Genomic DNA, 22,310 nt, shown 5'->3' with positions numbered 1-22,310 from the left:
TGACTATGATAAACAAAACCCATAGCAAGCTTGAAAGTATCTTTGACAGCATTCTTGAAAACAACAGTGTCAATAAACTAGCAAGGGTAGATAAGCCTCATGAAGGAAAAGTTAATGAACAATCCTTATCTAGAGTATTAAATAAATTTAACAGTCATGGTTTGGAAGATCTTAATAATGCTCAGCTAATGAACAGAGTAGATAGTAAGTTTATTTTACCAATAGCCTTTTTACCTGATTTACTCGGTCAGCTCACCGATTATTACAGCATGTTAGAAATTGACAATAAAAGGGTGTCTACTTATTACAACCAATACTTTGATACTCCGCATATGACATTGTATCAAGATCACCACAACGGTAAGTTAAATCGATACAAGGTGAGACGTAGGCACTATGTTGATACCGATACCCAGTTTTTAGAAGTTAAATTTAAAAATAATCAAAAACGCACTATTAAGAGCCGAATAAAACTTACCGGCAGTGTTGGAGAACACAAGCTTTGCTCACAATTTATTGATGAGCAAATGGATAACAATAGCTATAGCCTTGATATTAGCCAGCAAGGTGGTTATCAGCGTATCGCCCTTGCCAATGAAGCACAGGCAGAACGATTAACTATCGATTTTGATCTTTGGTATCAGCATCGCCGTGGTAATAACAAAATAGCACTACCCGGTTTTTTTATCGCCGAGTTAAAACAACATAAAAAATCTAAGCGTTCACCTTTTTATCAATTGATGAGCGCCAATAATATTTTTCCAACTTCGTTTAGTAAATACTGCATCGGCTGTGCGCTCTTGTATAAATCGGCGATTAAAACCAATCGATTTAAAGCGACTTTGTCACGTGTAGAAAAATTAAATAAAAGCCAACCCCTTTCATTGTTTAAGAGTAATTAGTATGACCGAATTAGATATCCTTTTTGTTTCCCGTTTTTTAGTTAACCTGCTGTCATTAGTACTACTTTGCTATGTCTGTTACTACCGAGTCAGTAAAAACTCTACCGTCGCTGGCTCTTTTATTTTGTTTGGTGTTGGCGTGTTCATCATCACCTACTTACTCCATGGAGTCGATATGTCGATGGAGTTTGCTTTTGGTTTATTCGCTGTATTCACCATGCTGCGCTATAGAACGGAGTCAATTTCCATTAAAGAGATGACTTATCTGTTTTTGGTTACTGCAATAGCATTGCTAACCTCAGTGGGACAAATGAGTTTGATTGATTTAATGACGCTCAATAGTGTTATTTGTTTACTGGCATTTGTCATTGACTCAAGCCTATTAGGCAAACGCTACCAAACTCAAAGTGTTTGTTATGAGCGTATTGAAAATATAACGCCACAAAATAGAACGCAACTAATTGATGATTTAAGAACAAGGACAGGCTTGCAAGTGGAAATGGTAGCCATTGAACATATTGATTTCTTGCGAGATACCGCGCAATTAACCGTGAGCTATGTCCCTAAAAATGACTGCATGGAGCAATACGTAAGTGAAGATAATGAAATTAAGGTCGCTTCATGAATATAAAAACTTATACCCCAATTATTGCACTTGTGGTGACAGGTATTTACATGCTTTTCAGTGCAGAACTTTGGGCAAAAAATATCAAAATCACTGGTGATCTGATGTTAGATCATGACACCTTTGATTCAGGTTTTATGGAAGATAATGATGACTCCCAATCAGAATCAGAAATTCGTCGTGCCCGCCTCAGTTTTAAAAGCAAGATAACTGATGATTGGAAAGCCAAATTGAAAGTGGATTTTTCTAGTGATGAAGTAGATATCAAGGATGCTTATATAAAGTATAAAGGCTTAGACTGGGCAGATCTTACGCTAGGTCAGCAAAAGGAAGGCTTTGGATTAGAGAAGCTATCACATTCACGTGACGCCATTATGATAGAACGCAGTTTAGTTACCACCGCTTTAACTCCTGGTCGTTCTATAGGAGCTAGTTTAGCTGGTGGTGCTTCATCTTATAATTGGCAGCTTGGCGTTTATCAGCCAGATGATAGTGAAAGCTCCTCGGCCATTACTGGTAGAGCCGCTTGGCTGCCGTGGCGAGAAGAAAATGAACTTGTGCACATCGGCTTTGCTTTTAGTGAGCGAGATCTTAATAGTAGTGATTATCGCATCAATGAAAAACTAGAAGTACATACATCAGATTCATTGTTTGAAGGTGAAAAACTTACTGCAGAAAAAGAATCATTACAGGGAGTTGAATTACTATGGCAGCAAGCAGGTTTTACCACCCTCGCTGAGTGGCAACAAAGCACGGTGACTGATATTAATAATGCTGAATATGATTACCAAGGCGGATATGTACAATTTAGCTATCAACTTTCGGGTGACAATAGAGCTTATAAAAAAGGTGAAATAGGGGCTGTCTCTACGCCAGGTTGGGAGTTCACCAGTCGCTATAGTCAATTTGAGTTAATAGAAGAAAGTCGAGAAGCGCAAATCTACTCGGTGGGGGTAAATTATACTGTTAACAAACGCCTTAAATTTATGGCTGATTACATCAAAGCAAAACAATTTGAAGGCGGAATTGAGTATGATACCAGTGACGCGGTATCTTTACGCATACAATACAGCTTTTAGGTAACCTGAACTTGGTTTAAGAGATATTTAACTCCCAATAAGGAGTATCCCCAAAGTGTTGAGCAAAGTAGTCAATAAAGGCTCTTACTTTGGGGGCTAATAAGCGTGAACTTGGATAAACTGCCCAGATATCAGTATTTGATACTAAGGGATAGTCTTTGAGTATGTGAACTAACTGACCTTGTTTGATATGCTCAGAGACACTCCAAGTTGAGTTAATGGTGATCCCTAAACCATTAATACAAGCGTCGCGCACGGCTTCGCCATTATCAGTACTTAGACTTCCTTTAGCTTTGATATCCACTTGTGTACCGCCATGACTAAAGGTCCATTTTTCAAGCCCCATTAAGGTGATACATTGATGAGCTGCTAAGTCAATAGGCGACTTCGGCTCACCATGTTTTTTTATATAATTCGGCGAGGCGCACAGAATTCGATGATCTGGGGCCAGCCTCTTAGCGATTAAACTAGAGTCTTTTAATTGCGAGTTACGAATGGCGATGTCAAAACCACCTTCAACCAAATCAACGATAGTGTCAGAGAGCTTTAAATCGATGTGTAAATCAGGGTATTTAACTAAAAACTCTGTTAAAGCAGGTAATAAGTGCATTCTACCAAATGATGCTGGAGCAGTTACGCGTAGTGTACCGCTTGGCAACAAGTTACCTGCACCGACTGATGCTCTTGCTGCTTCAATACTGGCGAGCACATCTTCAGCATGAGGAAGAAAGGCAATACCTTCTTCAGTTAACGACACTTTACGAGTAGTGCGATGAATAAGGCGAACTCTTAGTGTGTCCTCTAATTTATTGATATGGCTACTTGCAACAGCTGGCGACAAGCCTAGTTCTTGCCCCGCCTTACTGATGTTATGAGTAGAGGCTATGCGTACAAAGAGTTTTATATGATCAATATTCATCTATTATCAACAAAATCTAAAAAGTAATTCCTTATCTTGCTCTATTATCAATTTAATTTCTAGTCCTTATACTTACTTCCATTGAAAGACAGGAGAGAAATTATGATGAAAGCGATGATAGTTAACAATTATGGCAGCGAAGATGTATTTCAAGCTGCTGAAGTCACTAAACCTGAAGTAAAACCAAAACATGTACTGGTAAAAATAGCGGCTACGAGTGTCAATACTGTTGATACTATGATCAGAGCTATGGGTGAAGAGTTACCTTTATCGCCTGCACTACCAGCGGTATTAGGTATGGACTTTGCTGGCACGGTTGAGGCTATTGGTGAAGGGGTTACTGATTACAAAATTGGCGATGAAGTTTATGGTTGTGCGGGTGGTTTGGCTGATCTTCAAGGAACTTTAGCTGAATATATCGTTGCTGATGCATTATTGATTGCTCGAAAACCTAATAACTTATCTATGCGCGAAGCAGCTGCCCTTCCTTTAGTTGCTATCACAGCTTATGAAGGTTTAATGCGAGCCAATATTACCGAAAATAAAAAACAGCAAAAAGTGCTCGTTCATGGCGGCTCTGGTGGTGTAGGGCATGTTGCTGTACAACTTGCTCGTCACTTTGGCGCCAAAGTATATTCTACAGGTGGTGGCGACGATCAATTAGCGTTAATAGAGCAACTCGGCGCTACCGCTATTAATTATAAAACCGAAACTGTTGCTGATTATGTCGAAAAGCATACTGCCGGTGCTGGTTTTGATATTGTTTTTGACTCTGTCGGTGGCGAAAATATGGCTAATTCCTTTGAAGCGGCTGCATTAAATGGTCACGTTGCTTCAACCGTTGCTATGGTGGAGTTAGATTTATCGACTGCTCATTTTAAAGGTTTATCTTTACATGTAGTGTTCATGTTAATACCCATGTTACACAACCAAAAACGTGAGGAGCATGCTCACATATTAAATGAAGTAACTAACATAGTTGAAGCTGGAGGTTTGCGCCCAGTATTAGATGAACAGCGTTTTTCACTTATGGAAGTTGGTCAAGCACATGCCCGCTTATCAAGCGGTGAAGGCATGGGCAAAGTAGTTGTAGAAATATAAGGAGAAAGATAATGTCATATTTTTCAGTGTTGGCGGTAACTCCAACTAATGATGATTGGATTGCAGGCTACATAGGTTCAGCCAATGCTTTAGTGGCAAAACATAATGGTAAATACTTGGCGAGAACCTCTAGTCATGAACGCTTAGAGGGAAAAGGTGAAAACTCTTCACTGCGGATTATTATTGAGTGGCCGTCTAAAGAAGCAGCAATATCGTTTATGGAAGATCCTGAATATGTGCCACATTTACAAGCACGAACAGCAGGCTCAATTAGTGAACACTTTCTTATTGAAGGTAGAGATGATTTAGCTAGTTAATTACTGTTTTGAATATAAATAACATGGTTAGCACTAAGTTAAGCTAATCTTGGTTTGATAGTTACATCCTTTAAAAGGTTATTAGTATGAAAAAAGTTATTTTAATTACAGGGGCCACAGACGGAATAGGGTTAGCCACAGCTAAGGTGTTAGCAACACAAGGGCATGATCTATTAATCCATGGTCGTAGTGCTGATAAACTAGCAAAAGTTGCCACGATACTATCTGAGCTGCCGAATTTAGGGGTAATTAGCAGTTATCTCGCTGATTTATCAAAAATAAATTCAGTAAAGGTTTTGGCTGAGCAGATAAGTAAAGATCACCCGGCTATTGATGTCATTATCAATAATGCAGGTGTATTTAAATTGACTAACCCTATTAACCAAGCGGGATTTGATCTGCGTTTCATCGTTAATACTATAGCGCCATACTTGCTCACTAAGCTGTTATTACCCGTGATGAGCAAGTCGAGCCGAGTAGTCAATTTGTCATCAGCAGCCCAAGCACCGGTTGATTTAAAGGCATTGCTAGGGCAGGTTGAGCTTTCAGATATGGCTGCTTACTCGCAAAGTAAATTAGCCATTACTATGTGGACCCAACATATGGCCGAAAAGCTAAAAGGACATGGGCCGATATTCTTCGCGGTCAATCCTGGCTCTTTATTGGCAAGCAAAATGGTGCAAGATGGCTTTGGTGTTGCTGGCAGTGATATAAATATTGGTGCAAAAATATTAACACGCTTATCAACAGAGCAAGGGCTCGCTGAGCATTCAGGTCAATATTTTGATAACGATAAAGGCCAGTTTTCAGCACCGCACCCTGATGGTTTGAATAAGCAAAAATCGGCAAAAATCGTTGAAGTTATCGAAGAGATATTGACAAACCATTAATTTAAACTACATATAATGCGTGTGCTGTAAATCAGACTGCACATGCATCTTCCCTAGCTGAAGTTCAAACTCCCATGATAAAAGTGAAAGCCTTTCTTTCTTGTGTTAGATTCTATTGATAACGTTATAAGGCTAATGACGGCCAATGAACTAATCAATGACAAAATACACCTTAATTCCATTATATATTGCTCTATTTAGCATCACAGCCTTGCTCCCTTTAGAGTTATACGCTCATGGTGTTGATGAAAACACCCGTAATTTTTTACTCAACAATACTGGCGTGCAATTTATTGCTTTTATTTATATTGGCGCAAAGCACATGGTGACTGGTTATGATCATTTACTATTTTTAGTAGGTGTGATTTTCTTTCTATATAAGAGTAAAGATATTTTACTCTATGTCAGTATGTTTACTTTAGGCCATAGCATTACTCTACTGCTAGGGGTGTTATACAATGTGCCAGTTAATGCCTATCTAATAGATGCCATCATAGGGTTTTCTGTGGTGTATAAAGGCTTTGATAACTTAGGGGGCTTTAAACGTATATTTGGCTCTTCTCCCAATGCAAAACTTATGGTGCTAATTTTTGGTTTATTTCATGGCTTTGGCTTAGCTACAAAATTACAAGAGTTTCAACTACCACAAGACGGTTTATTGGTGAACCTAATTGCCTTTAATCTAGGGGTGGAATTGGGTCAGTTCTCCGCGCTTATTATTATTCTCTTGGTGTTTAGCTTTTGGCGTAAACATCCTTCATTCGAACGCTTTTCAGCAGTAACCAATACCTTACTAATGAGTGCAGGTTTTATGCTTATTGGTTACCAGTTAACGGGATACTTTGTAAATTAAAGTCCTTAAATTAAGAGATAAACATGCAAAAAACACTACCGACAGCGACGTTAATTAAAACAACATTATTGGCAATGGTTATAGCAGCAATTGCGTTAATTACCGTTATTTTACCTGCCGAGTATAATATTGATCCAACAGGAGTTGGGGAAAAACTAGGCTTAACCTTATTGGCGACTCCAACAGTTGAAAACTCGGTAAATACTGGCTTTGAACCATCATCACAATCTGTTGAGATATCCGTACCTGCAGGGCGTGGTGTTGAATATAAGTTTGCCATGGTACAACATCAGAAAATGCAATATGAATGGCAAACGACAGGAGAGGCTATGTATTTTGACCTCCATGGTGAGCCAGAAGGCGATACCACAGGGTATTTTGAAAGTTATGCTATAGCGACGGTAAATGAAATGAAAGGAAGTTTTACCGCTCCATTTACCGGCTCGCATGGGTGGTACTGGAAGAATCAAACAAACAAACCCATTGTTGTAACACTGTCTGTGACTGGTGAATATACTGTGATTGGCTTAAAAAAATAACAGAGAATTTCTATTCTTTAGTTTGGTATTTAGGGTGTAATGATAAATAATCACACCAAGTACTGAAGTTTTGATGGTTAAAACTTGGATCTGTCGCGCGATACCACTTTGACGCTTGTCTAGGGGCTAATTTAAATTTTATTTTATGGCCATTGATAGCAACATGGCAAATCAAAGCTTTCGCTGTTTGATTGGTCAGTTGTATTTCCGCAAAATTATTTATATCTCTTTGATGTTTAATTAAAATTTTAGGTTTTGCTATGCTGCTAAATGGTAAGGCTAGCAACATGGAAAACACGATTAACACTATTTTCATGGTGACCGCCTAAGGATATCTTGATAAAAAAGACAATTATTTTTAAGTTTAGCATTGAAAGCGAAAACAGGTGTCTCCATAACTTATACAAGCAAAGAATAACGCAGTAATTAAAACACCAGTTCAATTACATTATTATAAAAATGTGCACCTATATTCAAGTTAATTAATAGCACAACAAGACAGAGATTTAATCATGGCTAATTTCGTTCCAGTAAGAAAAGAACAACATCAAAACTTAAAACTAGCAAAAGCACGTGATTTATCTCACGTTGCTGGTCAGCACATTATCCCAGTAACTGCAGCTGAATATGCACAAGCATCAGCAAGCTTTCCAGTAGTACTTGTTAAAAACCCTGATTCAGAGCGTTACCGTAGTGTTGCTATGTTAGGTTTAGAAGCTGGAGAAAACTTATACCTTCAAGATGAAAAGTGGACTGCATTATCTTTACCGCAAAGTATTGCCATGGTGCCTTTCTCACTAGGTCTTGATCCAGAAAAAGAAAATACTCTTACTGCTTGTATCGATCTAGATAGCCCATTTGTAGGTGAAGACCAAGAATTAGCATTATTTGAAGAAGACGGTAAAGAATCAGAAGTTTTAGATAACGTTCAACAAGCACTTGGCCGTTTATATGACAACGAAAGAATGACAGAGAACTTCATCAAAGAACTTGAAGCTAATGAATTATTACAAGAGCTTGAGTTAAACGTTGCATTAAGCACTGGCGAAAAGAAAAAGTTAGTGGGTATTTTTACTATCAATGAAGATAAGGTAAAAGACTTATCTGATGAGAAGGTTATTGATTTCCATAAACGTGGTTTATTTGTTCCTATTTATTCAATGCTTGGCTCATTAAGTCAGGTTAATCGTTTAGTACAGTTACGTAATCAAGTATCTGAAACTAAAGTAACTGGCGTTCAAATTTCACCTGTTGCAAAAGCAGAAACGCAAGAAGCTTAGTTTTAATAACGAATATCAATAAAAAGGAGCTTTTTAGCTCCTTTTTTTTATTTAACTATAAATATAATCAAATGCTTATTTCGATAGCTGCATTCTTGTGCTAATTTAATAGGTACTCGAAGTTGATAATGGAAATGTAATGGCTGGAAAAGATAAGCTTTCCAAGGATGTAGAAGAGCAGATTCAAAGCTTAGCAAGTGATGTCTATATTCAAATAGAAGAAAAGCTCACGCAACTTATATCAACGGCTGTACCTCAAACAGCAAGTAAAAACCTTTCTATTGAACAAGACCCTGCCTATCTGGCTTTACAAAATGATTATCAAGCTAGCCAAGACGAATTGGCGGAAAAAAGTAAAAATTTCTCAGAAAAAATATCCCAATTAGAGCAAGAAGTTTCCGCTCATAAAGATCAAATAAAAGAACAACAAAAACAGCAAAAATCGGCTGAAAAACTGTTGAACTCTCACGATAAAGATTCAGCAGATAAAATTAGCCAACTCACAGATGAGCAGAGTAAAGTTGCAAAAGATCTTGAAGATGCGCTGGCAAAACAGGCGGAAGACGAACAAAACTTTCAAGTGGAGTTAACGCAAAATAATATTAATTTTACTGAAACCATTGAGCGTTTAGAGCATGAAAACAAGTTATTGAAAAAGAGTTTATCGGATGAACAAACTAAACTGCAATCTGAGCAGCAAAGTTTAAAAACAGAGCTCTCTGAACAAGGTCAAAATTTACAGCAAACTATTGATAAACTAGAGCAAGAAAGTAGTGCCCAACAATCGCAGTTACAACAAGAGCAAGAGAAATTTAGCAAGCAAAAGCAAGCCTTAGAAAGCAAAATTGCAGATTACGAGAAGAGCCAACAAGAACAACAACAAGAAATTTCTACCTTAAATGAAAGTTTAGCTGTGTTAGCTGAGCAGGAACAAACGCTTACTGAGCGGTTAGATATTGTTGAGCAACAAAGAGATAATAGTGATCACAAGCTGCAAAAAGCTGAGATTACTTGGCAAAAAACCGATGAGTTGCAAACTCACTCATTAATTGAGCAAAAAAATAAAATTGTTACCTTAACCAAACAACTCAATATAGCCAATAGCGACTTAGAACATATTCAGGAGCAACATACACAAGAGCTCAGCAATAATAATCAAGGCGCTGAAGGAAAGATAAATCAAATATCTGAACAATTACACCAGTTGCAAACCGAATCAGAGCAACAACAGAAAACCATTGAATCACAACTCAGCACAATAGCAGAGCAAAAGAATCAACTTGTCGAGTTAGGGGCTCAACTAAGTGCATCACAGGAAGATTTAGCTCAACACCAAGAGCAATATAGACAACGTACTGAAAGTAATAAACAAGATGCCGAGCAAAAAATTAATCTGTTAACAGAGCAATTACAGCAAACGCAAACAGCATTGGAAGAGCAGCAAAAATCTAATGAATTACAAACGGGTATTTCATTGGAACAAAAAAACCAAATAGAAGAGCTTGCTACTCAGCTTAATACCTCACAAAATGATTTAGCAGAGCATCAAGAGCAATTGAAAACCTTGCAAACTGAGTCAATACAACAACAAAAAACTAATGAGTTGCAAACTGGCATCTTAGCAGAACAAAAAAGCCAAATTGAAGAGTTAACCACGCAATTAAATACTTCACAAAGTGATTTAGCAAACCACCAACAGCAGCATAAAAAGCAGTTTGCTGATAGTAATCAAGAAGCGGCGAAAATAATTGATCAGTTAACAAAAGAAACACAGCAGCTGCAAAAAGAAACAGACTCTCATAACAAAACCATGGCTGAGCAATTAGAGAAGCTATCTTTCTTAGAAGACAAAGTAAAACAACACGTCAAGATTGCTCAAGAATATAAACAAGAGATAACTGAGGGTAATGAAGAACTTTCTAAGTTGAAACAGCAGCAGCTTGAAGATAAAAAGTCATCTTCATTGCAGTTGAAGCAGTCTCATCATGAGCAAGAAGTTGCTGAGCAACAACTGTCACAATTAGTGGAAAAAAATCAAGAACTCGCAAACAACTTAATTACAGAGCAAGCTGATATTAAGCTGTATCAAAAAGAAGTTTCATCGTTAAAATCACAAGTTAAATTGGCGCAAGAGGGACAAGAAAATATTCTTAATCGCTTTAATGCTAATCGAGAAAAACAAGAGAAAGAAAATAATCAAGTTAGGGAAACCATTAAATACTTACGGGATGAAAATTCTGACATGATTACTCAGCATAACGAAAACAAAGAGCAATTGATGGAACAAATTCATGATCTTGAAAGTAAGTTAACTGAATACCGTCTTAAGTTCGAGTATGCGCAAAAACAATTAACCCAAAACGGCTAAGTTTTGCGTATAATTGTCGCCTGTTATTTATTCTATTGAGAAAAACTTGGCGATACATCTTCCTTTTGCGACATTAAGTCATTGGCAGCAAGTTGCTTTTTCAGCAGCTATTTTGGAGCGTATGCTCCCTAATTATCAAATGTTTTCCGATGCGGCTAAATTCGGTGAATTTTCTTTAGTACGTAACCAGTTAGACCTTATTTGGCAGTGGTTAGACAAAAATAACGGCACTAAGATAAATATAAACGCACAATTAAATAAACTCGAGGAGCAAACCCCTGATCCTGAAGCGTTTGATTCTTTTGGTGTCTTTCCAGCACTTGATGTTTGTATGGCGATGATGTCAGCATGGCAGCTTATGCAAAGTAATGGTAAAGATAAAAGCCATGATGATATTCAAAGTGTTAGCAGGTTGTCTCATAACAGCGTTAGTTATTATGTGGAGTTATTAATGGCAGAATATGAATCATTAGTTGATGAAAACCTTGCCACCACGATTGATTCTCACCCGTTAATGGTATGGGAAAAAGCGACTCAAAATGAGTTGTTTGATTTTTTAAAGTTTGCTGCAGAAAATAAGCGTTCATGCCAGATAGCAAAAGAGATGGTGCTATCAGAAGGCTTATCTAATTTAGGTATCGAAATATCTTAAAATAGTTATTATTTTTCTATTTACCCAGTACTTTAATTAATTTAGCTTTTACTGAGCGCCAATGAGTCATCGGCTCTGTCGGCGCTTTAGCTAATATACTTCGAAAATCATTTGCTGTTAATTCAACTTCCCCGCCGTGAGCTAAAATATAACTGTCTACGTTTAAATTGGCGACCCTTTCTAATGATTCTCTGTACCGTTTTGGATAGAAAAGCGGAAAAGGGGGAATATAACCTTTTTTAATTTTCACTATTAAATCGGCAATATATATCTTGTTGCTAGGGATGTGATGTAAAGATAGGTCTCGATCAGTATGCCCCTGAGTTGCTAAAGCTTGCCATTCATCAAAACCAGGTAAAAAATCACCATCTTCAAGTTTAAAGTCAGGCTTCAAGGTACTTGAATACCACAACCAGCGTTGTTTTTGATTTTTTCTATTGGCAACCCAGCGAGTTAATAGTAAGTCAGTAATATGCATCATTTTACCATCTAAGCCGCTATACCATTGACCAGGCACATTTGCACAAACAATCTTAGCACCGGTTATTTTTCTTAGCTTATGTGCCGCACCGGCATGGTCTGGATGCATATGAGTTACGACAATTAATTTTAGATCTGTTAACGGTCTATTTAAGGTATTAATAATAAAGTGCTTTATTTTTGTTACATCAGCACGACAGCAACCATCGAGCAGGAGTAATTTATCAGGATACTCTGCTAATAATATGGCTTGAATGTAGCCTTCGAGTTGATGTAATTTGATCATAATAATACTTTTTTTATGCAACTTGGTATAAACGGTAGGCAACCTGTCCAGCAATTTTTTCTTTAACTAGTTGCCAATTATTTGGTAAAACCTGTTCGCCTTCTGCTTCCATTTCAATATATATTAATGCTTGTTCACTAAGCCAGCCATTTGTTAATAACTGTGCTGTTTTGGCTACCAATTGTTGGCGAAAAGGTGGGTCGATAAATACTATATCAAAAGTTTGTTTGGCTGTGGCTGTTAAAAACTCCATTACATCGCCATGACTAACGGTTAAGTTGTTGGCTTTGAGTAAGTCTTTATTCGCTTGTAGTTGCTTGGCGGCAGGTTTATTTAACTCAACTAAGGTAACTTTATCTGCGCCACGTGACAATGCTTCAAAACCTAAGCTTCCGGCACCTGCAAAACAATCTAAGCAATGGGCTTTTTGCATATAAGGCATTAACCAGTTAAAAACTGTTTCTTTCACTCTGTCTGTGGTCGGCCGAAGACCTTCTGCCATCAATACAGGTAGTTTTCTTCCTCGATGTTTACCGGCAATAATGCGAATACTACCTGTTTGTAGTTTTTTATTATGTTGCTTTTTACCTTGACTCATATCCTGACAGCTTGGGGATTTGATGCTAATATATCGGCAATTTTACACCATTATTATCAATACTGTTAGGTCGAAGAAAGTGTCTAAGAAGAAAAAAGGTATGTTTTCCTGGTTAGGCTTTAATCAGGACGAGAAAAAAAACGCGGTAATCGATCAAGCTCAAATGCCTGCAGATAAGGTTATTGAGGATGAGTTATCATCAGAAGTCGAAGCATTTTCTTCCAGTGAAGATAAAGTGCTTGAAAAGGTTGAGCAAGCCATTGAAAATAATCTGCCAGAGCCAGAGCCAGAGCCAGAGCCAGAGCCAGAGCCAGAGCCAGAGCCAGAGCCAGAGCCAGAGCCAGAGCCAGAGCCAGAGCCAGAGCCAGAGCCAGAGCCAGAGCCAGAGCCAGCTGAAATAGCTAAGCCTGAATCGAAAGTCGGTTTTTTTGCTCGCTTAAAGCAAGGGTTAACTAAAACTAGAGCCAATATTGGCGGTGGTTTATTTGACTTATTCCGCGGTAAGCAAATCGATGATGATCTATTTGAAGAATTAGAAACTCACCTATTAATGGCTGATGTTGGTGTTGAAACCACCATGAAAATCATAGATTCATTAACACAAAGTGCTAACCGCAAGCAGTTAAAAGATGCTGAAGCACTTTATGAGTTGTTAAAAATAGAACTTAATAAAGTTATTGAAGAAGTGAGTATTCCTTTAGATATCACCAACGATGATGGCCCATTCGTTATCTTAATGGTTGGTGTAAATGGGGTTGGAAAAACCACGACTATAGGTAAATTAGCTAAGCAATTTCAAGCTCAAGGTAAATCTGTGATGTTAGCGGCAGGCGATACTTTTAGAGCGGCAGCGGTAGAGCAGTTACAAGTTTGGGGCGAGCGAAATGACATTCCAGTCATCGCCCAACATACTGGTGCTGATAGTGCGTCGGTTATTTTTGATGCTATTAGTGCCGCTAAGGCTCGAAATGTCGACGTGATTATTGCCGATACGGCTGGGCGCTTACAGAATAAAGCCCATTTGATGGAAGAGTTGAAAAAAGTAGTCAGGGTAATGAAAAAACTTGATGTTAATGCTCCTCATGAAGTGATGCTTACTCTTGATGCAGGCACAGGGCAAAATGCCTTAAGTCAAACTAAGTTGTTTGACGAAGCCGTTGGCTTAACAGGTTTAACGCTAACTAAGCTAGACGGCACCGCTAAAGGTGGTGTTGTGTTTGCTATAGCTGACAAACACAATATTCCTATTCGCTATTTAGGTGTGGGTGAAGGTATTGATGATCTAAGACCGTTCAATGGTAATGATTTTATTGATGCGCTTTTTGATAAATAGTAATAGACTGAATAAAAAATACATAATTAAAAACAATAATATATGATCAGTTTTAACGGTGTTAATAAAACTTACCCAGGAGGATTTCTTGCGCTAAAGCAAGTTAACTTTACCTTACAAGCGGGTGAAATGGCTTTTTTAACCGGGCATTCAGGTGCGGGTAAAAGTACATTGTTAAAACTTATTTCCATGATGGAAAAGCCTAGTTCAGGTAGTATTTTAGTTAACCATTCAGAATTGGCTAAAATAAAATATAATCAAATTCCTTATGTTCGCCGTGGAATAGGAATGATCTTCCAAAGTCACAACCTTCTTAAAGATAGAACTATTTTTGATAATGTTGCCCTACCATTAATTATTGAAGGGGTGAGTCATAAAGAAATTCGTAAGCGTGTTGAAACAGCATTAGATAAAGTACACCTTGGCGCCAAATTAAAATGTTACCCTCATATGCTTTCTGGTGGAGAACAACAACGTGTTGGTATCGCAAGAGCTATTGTTAATAAGCCACCAATTTTATTAGCCGATGAGCCAACAGGTAACCTCGACCCTAAGTTATCACTAGATATTATTAGGCTATTTGAAGAGTTTAATGCCGCTGGCGTTACCGTATTAATTGCCACCCATGATTTGGGCTTAATTGCACGGATGAAGTACCGCACCTTAACATTGAAAGAAGGCACTATGATTAATGATGGCCTTATGGATGGGTTGAGCTCGGAAAGTGTGCCAGCGCAAGGAGCAGATGATGAGTAGTAATCTTCACTCCAGTGGTTTAAGTCAACGTAACAGCTTACTCAGAAGAATTCTCACCTTGCCTATTCGTCATGTACAGCAGGCGATTGGTAGCTTGGGGGATTTATGGCGAACACCTTTCACCTCAGTGATGACCGTCTTTGTTTTAGGCATTAGTTTAGCTTTACCCGCCACATTACATTTATTCGTAAAGAATGCGCAGCAAGTGAGCGAGCAGTGGGATAGTGCATCGCAAATAACCTTATTCTTAAAATTGTCTGTTAATGAAAAGAGTGCTCAAAACTTAGTTAAGCGCATTAGCTTATATCCAGAAGTTGATAATGTGCATTATATTTCTGCCGAGCAAGCCCTGAAAGAGTTTAAAATATTATCTGGTTTTGGTCAGTCTCTGGAATATTTGGATAAAAATCCATTGCCAGCCACTTTGCTTGTTACGCCTACGCAAAGAGCAAGTCAGGCACGTGCTGCGAATGATTTGTTAGTTAAGCTACAACAAGAAAGAGAAGTGGAGCAAGGTAAATTAGATCTTGAATGGTTAACGCGTCTAGAAGCGATGGCTAATTTAATACAAGATATTGTGATGGGAGTTGCCTTATTGCTTTGCCTGTCTGTTGTGTTAATTGTTGGTAATACTATTCGTCTCGCTATATTAAATCAAAAAGACGCTATTGCTATTATGAAGCTTGTTGGGGCAACCGATAGCTTTATTCAACGACCATTTTTATATAGCGGTATTTGGTATGGAGTCTTTGGCGGTGTACTTTCTTGGTTGGCGGTTACTTTGTTAGCACAATATTTATCGTCTGCTATTAGCCAATTAACCGACTTATATCAGAGTAATTTTGAATTACAAGGATTAGCTTTTAATGAAGCGTTAATATTGATCATGTTTGCGGTGTTATTAGGGTTAGTAGGGAGTTATATCTCTGTACTTAAGCATATTAGGGCTATCGAACCTAATGCAGACTAACCATGTTATTTGACGCTAAGTCTTTGCTAAAACAAGGCTAATTTTAGCCAGTAACAAAATTTCACAAATTATTCATCAATTAAATGAAAGATCATCTTGTTTTGCCCTTTCTATTAAGCTAATGTTTGTCTTCGCTCGACGTTGCTAGATGGTTAAAATAACTGTTTTATGTTACAATTTCCAGCGAAGGGAAGTTCAGTTTTAGCACAAAGAAAGAAGAGGTCATTTTTATGAGTAATACAATGCAGCTAGTCGTTCCACAAAGCGGCAGTATTGAAGCATACATGCAATCAGCTTATAGCATTCCTATGCTTAGCGCTGAAGAAGAGCGTGATCTTGCCACTCGCCTATATGAAGAGAATGACTTACAAGCAGCACAAAAACTTATTATGTCACACCTTCGTTTTGTTATTCATGTTGCCAAAGGTTATGCCGGCTATGGTTTAACACAAGCAGATTTAGTACAAGAAGGTAATGTTGGCTTAATGAAAGCAGTAAAACGCTTTAACCCTGAAGTAGGGGTGCGTTTAGTGTCATTTGCCGTGCATTGGATAAAAGCTGAAATTCATGAATATGTATTGAAAAACTGGCGTATCGTTAAAGTTGCGACTACAAAAGCGCAACGTAAGTTATTTTTCAACTTACGTAAAAATAAAAAACGTTTAGGTTGGTTCAGTAATGATGAAGTAAATACCGTTGCTGAAACGCTTGGTGTGAGTACCAAAGATGTTTTAGAAATGGAAAATCGCATGAGCAGCCACGATCAAGCCTTTGAGCTTTCTGCTGATGATGATGATAATGCCAGCGCAGGTAACTTTTCACCAGCTTTATATCTTGAAGATAAGCAATCTGACTTAGCTGTTGAAGTAGAAAATGCTAACTGGGAAAGTCACGCAAATAATCGTTTATCAACAGCATTAGTTGCTTTAGATGAACGTAGCCAAGATATTATTAAGACTCGTTGGTTAGATGAAAATAAATCAACGCTGCAAGAGTTAGCGAATAAGTATCAAATTTCTGCTGAGCGCGTTAGACAGCTTGAAAAAAATGCTTTATCAAAACTGAAAAACACCATGGTGTTATAAAGCAAATCAAAGAGCTTTACTAAAAACCGACTTAAGTCGGTTTTTTTATGTCTAATTTTTACAGTAAAACGCTAGCTTGCTGAAAATATCATCACCCCGATTACAAAGTTAACAATTCCTCAACACTTAATAACGAACTTTTCTGAATTGATCCTGCAGTATTTAGATTGATTAAAACAACTAAAGAAACTCAGAGTGAATTATGAAAAAAATCTCCAGTGTTAAAAGTCTCATCAATCGAGCGGTGATCCTTGGTATCGCTGCTTCTTCAGTAACGACAGTGCAGGCTTTTGCACAAGACGGAGCTGATGAAATAGAACGAATTGCGGTAACAGGCTCCCGTATTAATAGAACAGATATAGAAACTGCCAGTCCAGTAACGGTTATATCATCGGACTTTATTGTCAAAAGTGGCTATACCTCAGTGCAAGAAATTTTATCGGCACAACCCGCGGCGTCAGGCATGAGCTTAGGTGCTTCATCTAATAATGGCTCTGGTGGATCGGCCACTGTTAACTTGCGTGGTATGGGAGTTCAGCGTACGTTGGTATTACTAAATGGTAAGCGTATGGTGGCATCAGGTACCGGGGCAAACTCATCTGTTGATCTAAATACCATTCCTGTTTCAATGATCAAAACCATTGAAATTCTAAAAGATGGCGCTTCAGCTGTTTATGGCTCTGATGCCATTGCAGGTGTGGTAAATATTATTACCAAAAAAGATTTTCAAGGTACTGAATTAAAAGCTGAAGGTAGCATTACCGATAAAGGTGATGGTGAAAGTGGCGGTTTCAGCATTTTGCATGGCACAGAAGTGGCTGGCGGCAACTTAGTGGTTGGTGTTCAATATTCTAATCGTGGTGAAGTTATTCAGTCAGATCGTGATTTTGTGCCACCAGGAGAATCATCATTTATTCCTGAAGGTTCACTAGGAGGTCAAGTACCTGATGGTAATGGTGGTTGGAAAGATAGAGATAGCTCCTATGATTATACCCAAGACAGTTATGCTCAAACGCCTAATGAATTATTTAGCTTATTTAGTAGTTTTAATACAGAGATCGCATCGGATACTGAGTTAAGCGCCGACTTTATGTACACCCGCCGGGATTCAAATCAACAAATGGCACCTCAGCCAGCAAACATTGATCTTGAAATTAGTAAGCTAGACAGTAAATACACCGATCATTTTAGAGATGAAAATGGCGACTTTACTGATAGTAATGGTAACCCTATTGATGAACTAAACTATAGGCGCCGTATGGTTGATGCTGGGCCACGTATTTACGAGCAAGTGACTGATACATATTTAGCCTCAGTTGGTTTAAATGGCTACTTAGATAATGATGATCAATGGCATATGTCGGCGACATATGGACGAAATGATTCGAAAGATAAAGTTCAAAACTCAATCCATGCCGGAAATATGGAGCAAAGCATTTATGACAATCAAGATATATGGTTTAGTGGCGAACCAATCTCGCATGACTTCTTAACTTCACAGGGTGTTATGTACACTGAAGAAAATGAAGGGGGCAACGAACAATTTACTTTAGCAGCAGGGTACAGTGGTGTTAGTGAAAATGATATAGGCTATGCCTTTGGGGTTGAAAGCCGCTTTGAGAGTGGTTATTACACGCCAGATGAAATCACTCAAGCTGGAGAAAGTACCGCAGCTCAACAAGATCCAACTGAAGGTAATTACTCTGTGCAATCTATGTACGGTGAAGTATCAATTCCTGTAACGGATGCGTTTACGGTGGATGCAGCAACACGTTACGATAAATACTCCACTTTTGGTGGGGCAACAACATGGAAACTAGGGGCAACATACCGATTTACTGATGCTTTCATGTTACGCGCAGTGGCAGCCACAGGATATAGAGCACCGAGTGTTAGTGAGCTATATGGAGGAAATTCAGGCTCTTATGATTATTTAAGTGATCCATGGGACAATGAATTAGACGATCAAATTCTTGTTAATTACACCGGCGATGAAAACCTGCAGCCTGAAGAGAGTGAATCATTTACCTTTGGTGCAGTTTGGGAAATTACAGAGGGTTTATCAACGACACTTGATTACTGGCAATTCGATATAACTAATGCCATTGCTCGTGTAAATGTTCAGGAAAAATTAAATGCTTGTGAAGCTGGAGATCTTGAAGCTTGTAACAGTATCAATATTACTCCTGATGGTAATCTATCAAACATGACTTCAACACTAACTAATATTGGTGAGCAAAACACGTCGGGCATAGATTGGAATATTAGCTATAACATCGATAGGTTTACGGTTGCGTTAGATACCACTTATTTACTTGAATTCACAGAAGATGGCATCAGCTATGAAGGTCAAATTGACGGTAATAAAGGGGGCTACTCTCAGTTAAAGTCTAATTTATCAGTAACTGCCCAAGTGACGGAAGATTTAAGTCTACTGTATACAGCTAATTTCATACAAGGTATGGAAGGAAATGCTTGGGGAGATGCCTATAAAACCGATAATGTGGTTTACCAAAATGTATCGGCAGCATACTTTATTAATAACGATTGGCAAGTAACAGGCGGTATTAAAAATATTTTTGATACTGAGCCTGAGGAAGTGCCAAACGGTAATGATATGAATACAGTGCCTAATATTTATGATGTTGTGGGTAGAACATTTTTTATAAGTACTAGCTATCGTTTTTAAAACCTAGAAACTGAAGGTAAAAGTGGCAAAGGTATTGCCACTTTTTTCAGGGAAATAGAGATTGTTTACACATATGTAACTTTTTTAGTTATTAATGCTAGCCTAGCGCAGAAATTTTGATACACTTAGCGCTCAAAAATAATACTAATAAAGACTTTTATCTCTAAAATACAAATTAATTGTATTTGGATTGAAAGAAAAACATGGGAACCTTGATGGAACCAAGGACTAAACAACAGCCAAGTGCACCGCAAGAGTTGCGTAAAGTTAAGTCATTGTTGCAAGAGCTGCAACAAGCTAACGAACAACTCGAGCAAGAAAAAGCACAACGAAAAGAACTGGAACAACAGTATCGTAAAGAGCTGGAGTCTCTTGTCGCTGAACGTACCCAAGAATTACAGGCCGCCAATTTAAATTTGCGCATGCAAATGGCAGAGCGCCGCAAAGCAGAACAACAGCTTTATTTTGAAGCACATCATGATGCGTTAACCAAACTTCCTAATCGAGCTATGTTCTCCGATCGCCTTGGTTATGCTATCCGTCATTTAAAACGTCACCCCAACCAAAGATTTGCCGTACTATTTATCGATTTAGATCGTTTTAAAATGATCAATGATACTCTGGGGCATCATGCCGGTGATTTATTTTTGATAGAAATCGCCGATCGCTTACGAGCTTGTGTTCGTGATAACGATGTCCTAGCAAGGCTTGGTGGTGATGAGTTTGTTATATTACTTGATTCATTAAAGTCAGATGATGCAGAAGATGTTGCTGAACGTATTATCACCGCCATCGAAAAGCCCTACACCATAGAGAACAATACCTTATATTCAAATGCCAGTATTGGTATCGCCGTTTGTAGTACTCAATATAAAAATGCTGATGAAGTGTTACGTGATGCCGATGCTGCAATGTACCAAGCAAAAAGCTTAGGTCGCGGTAGATATGTGTTTTTCGATGACAGTATGCGAGAGAAGCTCATCGCGACAATGACGTTAGAGCAAGAGCTTCGTCTTGCTATTGAACAACAACAATTTGAATTGCACTACCAGGAAATTTCTAATTTAGATAATGCTGCTACTATAGGCTTTGAAGCATTACTACGCTGGCAACATCCGAAAAAAGGTCTGCTGACACCAAGTGAGTTTTTATTTCTTGCTGAAGAAACTGGTATCATATTGGCTATTGAAAACTGGGTTGTAGAAGAAGTTTCAAGACAACTACTTTCGTGGAAAAGCGACAGTCATTACCAGCATGCATTTATTGCTATCAATATATCAGGCAGACATTTAACACAAACTAACCAGTTAAATAACTTAATTTCTTTGATAAAAGATCAAAGTTTTGAACCACAAAAGCTGATTTTAGAGTTTAATGAGTCTGCTTTTTCACAACATAATGAAGTAGCATTACAAGGGTTGAGAAAATTAAAAGCACTCGGTGTCAGGCTGGCACTTGATGATTATGCCTCAGGCGTCTCATCATTTAGCTTTTTACATAGCTATCCGTTTGAATTTATTAAACTTGACCGTGAATTTATTCGCACCTTAAAGCACAATTCCAAAAATCTCTCATTAGTGAAAGCATTGCATGACTTAGGTGAACAATTTGGTTACCGACTTGTTGCTGAAGGGATTGAAAGTGAAGATGTAATGAGTAAGCTACACTCGGTGGGTTGTGACTTTGGCCAAGGTTACCACATCAGTAAACCCAAAAAATTATCTTTATCCCCCCTTGGAAATTCCGATAAATCGTACGCTTAACTTTAGCGAAGATCAATAAATGTGATTTTAATGCATAATTTTCTTATTGTGGGTATGCTTTTGCTCGTTTCATGAGTTGATTTCAGTGTATACTGATATTAATTAGATTATAGGAGTTTGTTATGGGCGGTATCAGTATTTGGCAATTATTAATCATTGCTGTCATAGTCGTATTATTATTCGGCACTAAAAAATTACGCAACCTAGGTGGTGATTTAGGCTCAGCGGTTAAAGGCTTTAAAAATGCTATTGGTGATGAAAAAGAGTCTGCAAAATCAGCGGAAAAAACATCAGATACACTAGCGGATAACACTACAACTAGCGAAAAGAGTGCAGAAAAAACAGAAGCAAGCCAAAAAGAAAATAGCCAGGCGTAGTTTATGTTTGATATTGGCTTTTGGGAATTATTGCTTATTGCTGTAATGGGCTTGGTTGTTCTTGGACCAGAGCGCTTACCGGTTGCTATTCGCACGGTTAGAAGCTGGATTGGTGGAGTACGTAAATTTAGCGACACTGTGAAGTCTGAGCTATCAGAAGAGTTGCGTATTCATGAATTACACGCCAACTTAAAAAAAGCAGAGCAAAGTGATATGACTAATTTAAGCCCAGAAGTGGCAGAGTCAGTTAAATCACTGCAAGATGCTGCCAATATGGTCAATGAGCCTTTTAAGCAAGTAGACCGAAGTGCTTTAGATTCTTTAATCTCTTCTTCATTAGCGACAAAAGATGCGCAATCAACCTCAGTTACTAATGATGTTGATACGACAGAGAGCAACAGCTCAGATTCGCAATCAATAGAAAAACCATCAGAGCATAAACAATAAA

The 22,310-nt window shown here is 38.1% G+C and carries 23 protein-coding genes; 19 read left to right on the top strand and 4 right to left on the bottom strand.

From position 1 onward, the window contains the following. Positions 1-5: 5 nt before the first annotated feature. From AC27IF_RS13145 to AC27IF_RS13135, 3 genes are read left to right on the top strand one after another with little or no spacing between them, the layout of a single operon-like run. Positions 6-902: a polyphosphate polymerase domain-containing protein gene (locus tag AC27IF_RS13145; RefSeq protein ID WP_487054795.1), complete on the top strand. Its 897-nt coding sequence runs from the start codon at positions 6-8 to the stop codon at positions 900-902. 1 nt (position 903) lies between these two features. Further along, the gene (locus AC27IF_RS13140) at positions 904-1,527 is read left to right on the top strand and encodes a DUF4956 domain-containing protein (protein ID WP_487054794.1); all 624 of its coding nucleotides are present in this window, start codon (positions 904-906) and stop codon (positions 1,525-1,527) included. Next, a complete protein-coding gene (locus AC27IF_RS13135; protein WP_487054793.1) occupies positions 1,524-2,606 on the top strand; it encodes an OprO/OprP family phosphate-selective porin in 1,083 nt (360 codons plus the stop codon). Before AC27IF_RS13140 ends, AC27IF_RS13135 begins: the two co-directional genes overlap by 4 nt. 16 nt (positions 2,607-2,622) lie before the next feature. Here AC27IF_RS13135 and AC27IF_RS13130 read toward each other — a convergent pair whose 3' ends face one another. Then, the gene (locus AC27IF_RS13130; RefSeq protein WP_487054792.1) at positions 2,623-3,525 is read right to left on the bottom strand and encodes a LysR family transcriptional regulator; all 903 of its coding nucleotides are present in this window, start codon (positions 3,523-3,525) and stop codon (positions 2,623-2,625) included. A gap of 105 nt (positions 3,526-3,630) precedes the next feature. Between AC27IF_RS13130 and AC27IF_RS13125 the strand changes: the two genes are divergently transcribed. The 5 genes from AC27IF_RS13125 (at position 3,631) to AC27IF_RS13105 (ending at position 7,225) form a co-directional block, all read left to right on the top strand. Further along, on the top strand, positions 3,631-4,626 hold the full coding sequence (locus tag AC27IF_RS13125; protein ID WP_487054827.1) for a zinc-dependent alcohol dehydrogenase family protein: 996 nt from the start codon (positions 3,631-3,633) through the stop codon (positions 4,624-4,626). Positions 4,627-4,637: 11 nt separating this feature from the next. Then, positions 4,638-4,943, top strand: a complete 306-nt coding sequence (locus AC27IF_RS13120; RefSeq protein WP_487054791.1) for a DUF1330 domain-containing protein — start codon at positions 4,638-4,640, stop codon at positions 4,941-4,943. 86 nt (positions 4,944-5,029) lie between these two features. Continuing rightward, positions 5,030-5,833, top strand: coding sequence for an SDR family NAD(P)-dependent oxidoreductase (locus AC27IF_RS13115; protein ID WP_487054790.1), 804 nt, complete (start codon positions 5,030-5,032; stop codon positions 5,831-5,833). A 157-nt stretch (positions 5,834-5,990) separates the two neighbouring features. Next, a complete protein-coding gene (locus AC27IF_RS13110; RefSeq protein WP_487054789.1) occupies positions 5,991-6,686 on the top strand; it encodes a HupE/UreJ family protein in 696 nt (231 codons plus the stop codon). Positions 6,687-6,709: 23 nt separating this feature from the next. Then, positions 6,710-7,225, top strand: coding sequence for a hypothetical protein (locus AC27IF_RS13105; RefSeq protein ID WP_487054788.1), 516 nt, complete (start codon positions 6,710-6,712; stop codon positions 7,223-7,225). A 10-nt stretch (positions 7,226-7,235) separates the two neighbouring features. On the opposite strand, the gene AC27IF_RS13100 is transcribed toward AC27IF_RS13105, so the two are convergent. Next, on the bottom strand, positions 7,236-7,541 hold the full coding sequence (locus tag AC27IF_RS13100; RefSeq protein WP_487054787.1) for a hypothetical protein: 306 nt from the start codon (positions 7,539-7,541) through the stop codon (positions 7,236-7,238). A 196-nt stretch (positions 7,542-7,737) separates the two neighbouring features. Between AC27IF_RS13100 and AC27IF_RS13095 the strand changes: the two genes are divergently transcribed. The 3 genes from AC27IF_RS13095 to AC27IF_RS13085 all read left to right on the top strand — a co-directional run bounded on the left by AC27IF_RS13095 (position 7,738) and on the right by AC27IF_RS13085 (position 11,525). After that, the gene (locus AC27IF_RS13095; RefSeq protein ID WP_487054786.1) at positions 7,738-8,505 is read left to right on the top strand and encodes a SapC family protein; all 768 of its coding nucleotides are present in this window, start codon (positions 7,738-7,740) and stop codon (positions 8,503-8,505) included. Between the two features lie 139 nt (positions 8,506-8,644). Further along, the gene (locus tag AC27IF_RS13090) at positions 8,645-10,873 is read left to right on the top strand and encodes a coiled-coil domain-containing protein (RefSeq protein WP_487054785.1); all 2,229 of its coding nucleotides are present in this window, start codon (positions 8,645-8,647) and stop codon (positions 10,871-10,873) included. A gap of 46 nt (positions 10,874-10,919) precedes the next feature. Next, positions 10,920-11,525 (top strand): YjaG family protein, encoded by a 606-nt coding sequence (locus tag AC27IF_RS13085; protein ID WP_487054784.1) that lies wholly within the window; start codon positions 10,920-10,922, stop codon positions 11,523-11,525. Positions 11,526-11,541: 16 nt separating this feature from the next. Here AC27IF_RS13085 and AC27IF_RS13080 read toward each other — a convergent pair whose 3' ends face one another. Together AC27IF_RS13080 and rsmD are read right to left on the bottom strand one after the other, a co-directional pair. After that, positions 11,542-12,288, bottom strand: coding sequence for an MBL fold metallo-hydrolase (locus AC27IF_RS13080; protein WP_487054826.1), 747 nt, complete (start codon positions 12,286-12,288; stop codon positions 11,542-11,544). Positions 12,289-12,304: 16 nt separating this feature from the next. After that, on the bottom strand, positions 12,305-12,889 hold the full coding sequence (gene rsmD, locus AC27IF_RS13075) for a 16S rRNA (guanine(966)-N(2))-methyltransferase RsmD (protein WP_487054783.1): 585 nt from the start codon (positions 12,887-12,889) through the stop codon (positions 12,305-12,307). A gap of 100 nt (positions 12,890-12,989) precedes the next feature. Between rsmD and ftsY the strand changes: the two genes are divergently transcribed. The 8 genes from ftsY to tatB all read left to right on the top strand — a co-directional run bounded on the left by ftsY (position 12,990) and on the right by tatB (position 22,309). Continuing rightward, the gene (gene ftsY, locus AC27IF_RS13070; RefSeq protein ID WP_487054825.1) at positions 12,990-14,222 is read left to right on the top strand and encodes a signal recognition particle-docking protein FtsY; all 1,233 of its coding nucleotides are present in this window, start codon (positions 12,990-12,992) and stop codon (positions 14,220-14,222) included. A gap of 42 nt (positions 14,223-14,264) precedes the next feature. Beyond that, entirely contained in the window at positions 14,265-14,978 is a 714-nt protein-coding gene (gene ftsE / locus AC27IF_RS13065; protein ID WP_487054782.1) for a cell division ATP-binding protein FtsE, read from the top strand. Continuing rightward, the gene (ftsX, locus tag AC27IF_RS13060; protein ID WP_487054781.1) at positions 14,971-15,948 is read left to right on the top strand and encodes a permease-like cell division protein FtsX; all 978 of its coding nucleotides are present in this window, start codon (positions 14,971-14,973) and stop codon (positions 15,946-15,948) included. The genes ftsE and ftsX overlap by 8 nt, the downstream gene beginning before the upstream one ends. Before the next feature lie 230 nt (positions 15,949-16,178). Then, positions 16,179-17,033 carry an RNA polymerase sigma factor RpoH gene (rpoH, locus tag AC27IF_RS13055; RefSeq protein WP_487054780.1) on the top strand — a complete coding sequence of 285 codons (855 nt, stop codon included), beginning with the start codon at positions 16,179-16,181 and terminating at the stop codon, positions 17,031-17,033. A 202-nt stretch (positions 17,034-17,235) separates the two neighbouring features. Continuing rightward, positions 17,236-19,722 (top strand): TonB-dependent receptor plug domain-containing protein, encoded by a 2,487-nt coding sequence (locus AC27IF_RS13050; RefSeq protein WP_487054779.1) that lies wholly within the window; start codon positions 17,236-17,238, stop codon positions 19,720-19,722. 215 nt (positions 19,723-19,937) lie between these two features. Then, positions 19,938-21,485: a putative bifunctional diguanylate cyclase/phosphodiesterase gene (locus AC27IF_RS13045; protein WP_487054778.1), complete on the top strand. Its 1,548-nt coding sequence runs from the start codon at positions 19,938-19,940 to the stop codon at positions 21,483-21,485. A gap of 122 nt (positions 21,486-21,607) precedes the next feature. Continuing rightward, complete coding sequence (gene tatA / locus AC27IF_RS13040) at positions 21,608-21,862, top strand: Sec-independent protein translocase subunit TatA (protein ID WP_487054777.1); 255 nt, start codon at positions 21,608-21,610, stop codon at positions 21,860-21,862. A 3-nt stretch (positions 21,863-21,865) separates the two neighbouring features. After that, a complete protein-coding gene (gene tatB / locus AC27IF_RS13035) occupies positions 21,866-22,309 on the top strand; it encodes a Sec-independent protein translocase protein TatB (protein ID WP_487054776.1) in 444 nt (147 codons plus the stop codon). The last annotated feature ends 1 nt before the right edge of the window (position 22,310 follow it).

It is taken from the genome of Colwellia sp. KS18-150, from assembly GCF_057551365.1.
The sequence above is the reverse complement of the archived record's forward strand: the minus strand, read 5'-3'. Positions and strand labels throughout refer to the sequence as shown.

Excerpts from the sequence above, each read along its gene's own strand:
- rpoH (WP_487054780.1), top strand. The coding sequence starts at position 16,179 with ATGAGTAATACAATGCAGCTAGTCGTTCCACAAAGCGGCAGTATTGAA.
- ftsX (WP_487054781.1), top strand. The coding sequence starts at position 14,971 with ATGAGTAGTAATCTTCACTCCAGTGGTTTAAGTCAACGTAACAGCTTA.
- AC27IF_RS13120 (WP_487054791.1), top strand. The coding sequence starts at position 4,638 with ATGTCATATTTTTCAGTGTTGGCGGTAACTCCAACTAATGATGATTGG.
- AC27IF_RS13145 (WP_487054795.1), top strand. The coding sequence starts at position 6 with ATGATAAACAAAACCCATAGCAAGCTTGAAAGTATCTTTGACAGCATT.
- AC27IF_RS13095 (WP_487054786.1), top strand. The coding sequence starts at position 7,738 with ATGGCTAATTTCGTTCCAGTAAGAAAAGAACAACATCAAAACTTAAAA.
- rsmD (WP_487054783.1), bottom strand. The coding sequence starts at position 12,889 with ATGAGTCAAGGTAAAAAGCAACATAATAAAAAACTACAAACAGGTAGT.
- tatA (WP_487054777.1), top strand. The coding sequence starts at position 21,608 with ATGGGCGGTATCAGTATTTGGCAATTATTAATCATTGCTGTCATAGTC.
- AC27IF_RS13090 (WP_487054785.1), top strand. The coding sequence starts at position 8,645 with ATGGCTGGAAAAGATAAGCTTTCCAAGGATGTAGAAGAGCAGATTCAA.
- AC27IF_RS13130 (WP_487054792.1), bottom strand. The coding sequence starts at position 3,525 with ATGAATATTGATCATATAAAACTCTTTGTACGCATAGCCTCTACTCAT.
- AC27IF_RS13100 (WP_487054787.1), bottom strand. The coding sequence starts at position 7,541 with ATGAAAATAGTGTTAATCGTGTTTTCCATGTTGCTAGCCTTACCATTT.
- AC27IF_RS13115 (WP_487054790.1), top strand. The coding sequence starts at position 5,030 with ATGAAAAAAGTTATTTTAATTACAGGGGCCACAGACGGAATAGGGTTA.
- AC27IF_RS13135 (WP_487054793.1), top strand. The coding sequence starts at position 1,524 with ATGAATATAAAAACTTATACCCCAATTATTGCACTTGTGGTGACAGGT.
- AC27IF_RS13125 (WP_487054827.1), top strand. The coding sequence starts at position 3,631 with ATGAAAGCGATGATAGTTAACAATTATGGCAGCGAAGATGTATTTCAA.
- tatB (WP_487054776.1), top strand. The coding sequence starts at position 21,866 with ATGTTTGATATTGGCTTTTGGGAATTATTGCTTATTGCTGTAATGGGC.
- AC27IF_RS13140 (WP_487054794.1), top strand. The coding sequence starts at position 904 with ATGACCGAATTAGATATCCTTTTTGTTTCCCGTTTTTTAGTTAACCTG.
- AC27IF_RS13105 (WP_487054788.1), top strand. The coding sequence starts at position 6,710 with ATGCAAAAAACACTACCGACAGCGACGTTAATTAAAACAACATTATTG.
- AC27IF_RS13045 (WP_487054778.1), top strand. The coding sequence starts at position 19,938 with ATGGAACCAAGGACTAAACAACAGCCAAGTGCACCGCAAGAGTTGCGT.
- AC27IF_RS13050 (WP_487054779.1), top strand. The coding sequence starts at position 17,236 with ATGAAAAAAATCTCCAGTGTTAAAAGTCTCATCAATCGAGCGGTGATC.
- ftsY (WP_487054825.1), top strand. The coding sequence starts at position 12,990 with ATGTTTTCCTGGTTAGGCTTTAATCAGGACGAGAAAAAAAACGCGGTA.
- AC27IF_RS13110 (WP_487054789.1), top strand. The coding sequence starts at position 5,991 with ATGACAAAATACACCTTAATTCCATTATATATTGCTCTATTTAGCATC.
- ftsE (WP_487054782.1), top strand. The coding sequence starts at position 14,265 with ATGATCAGTTTTAACGGTGTTAATAAAACTTACCCAGGAGGATTTCTT.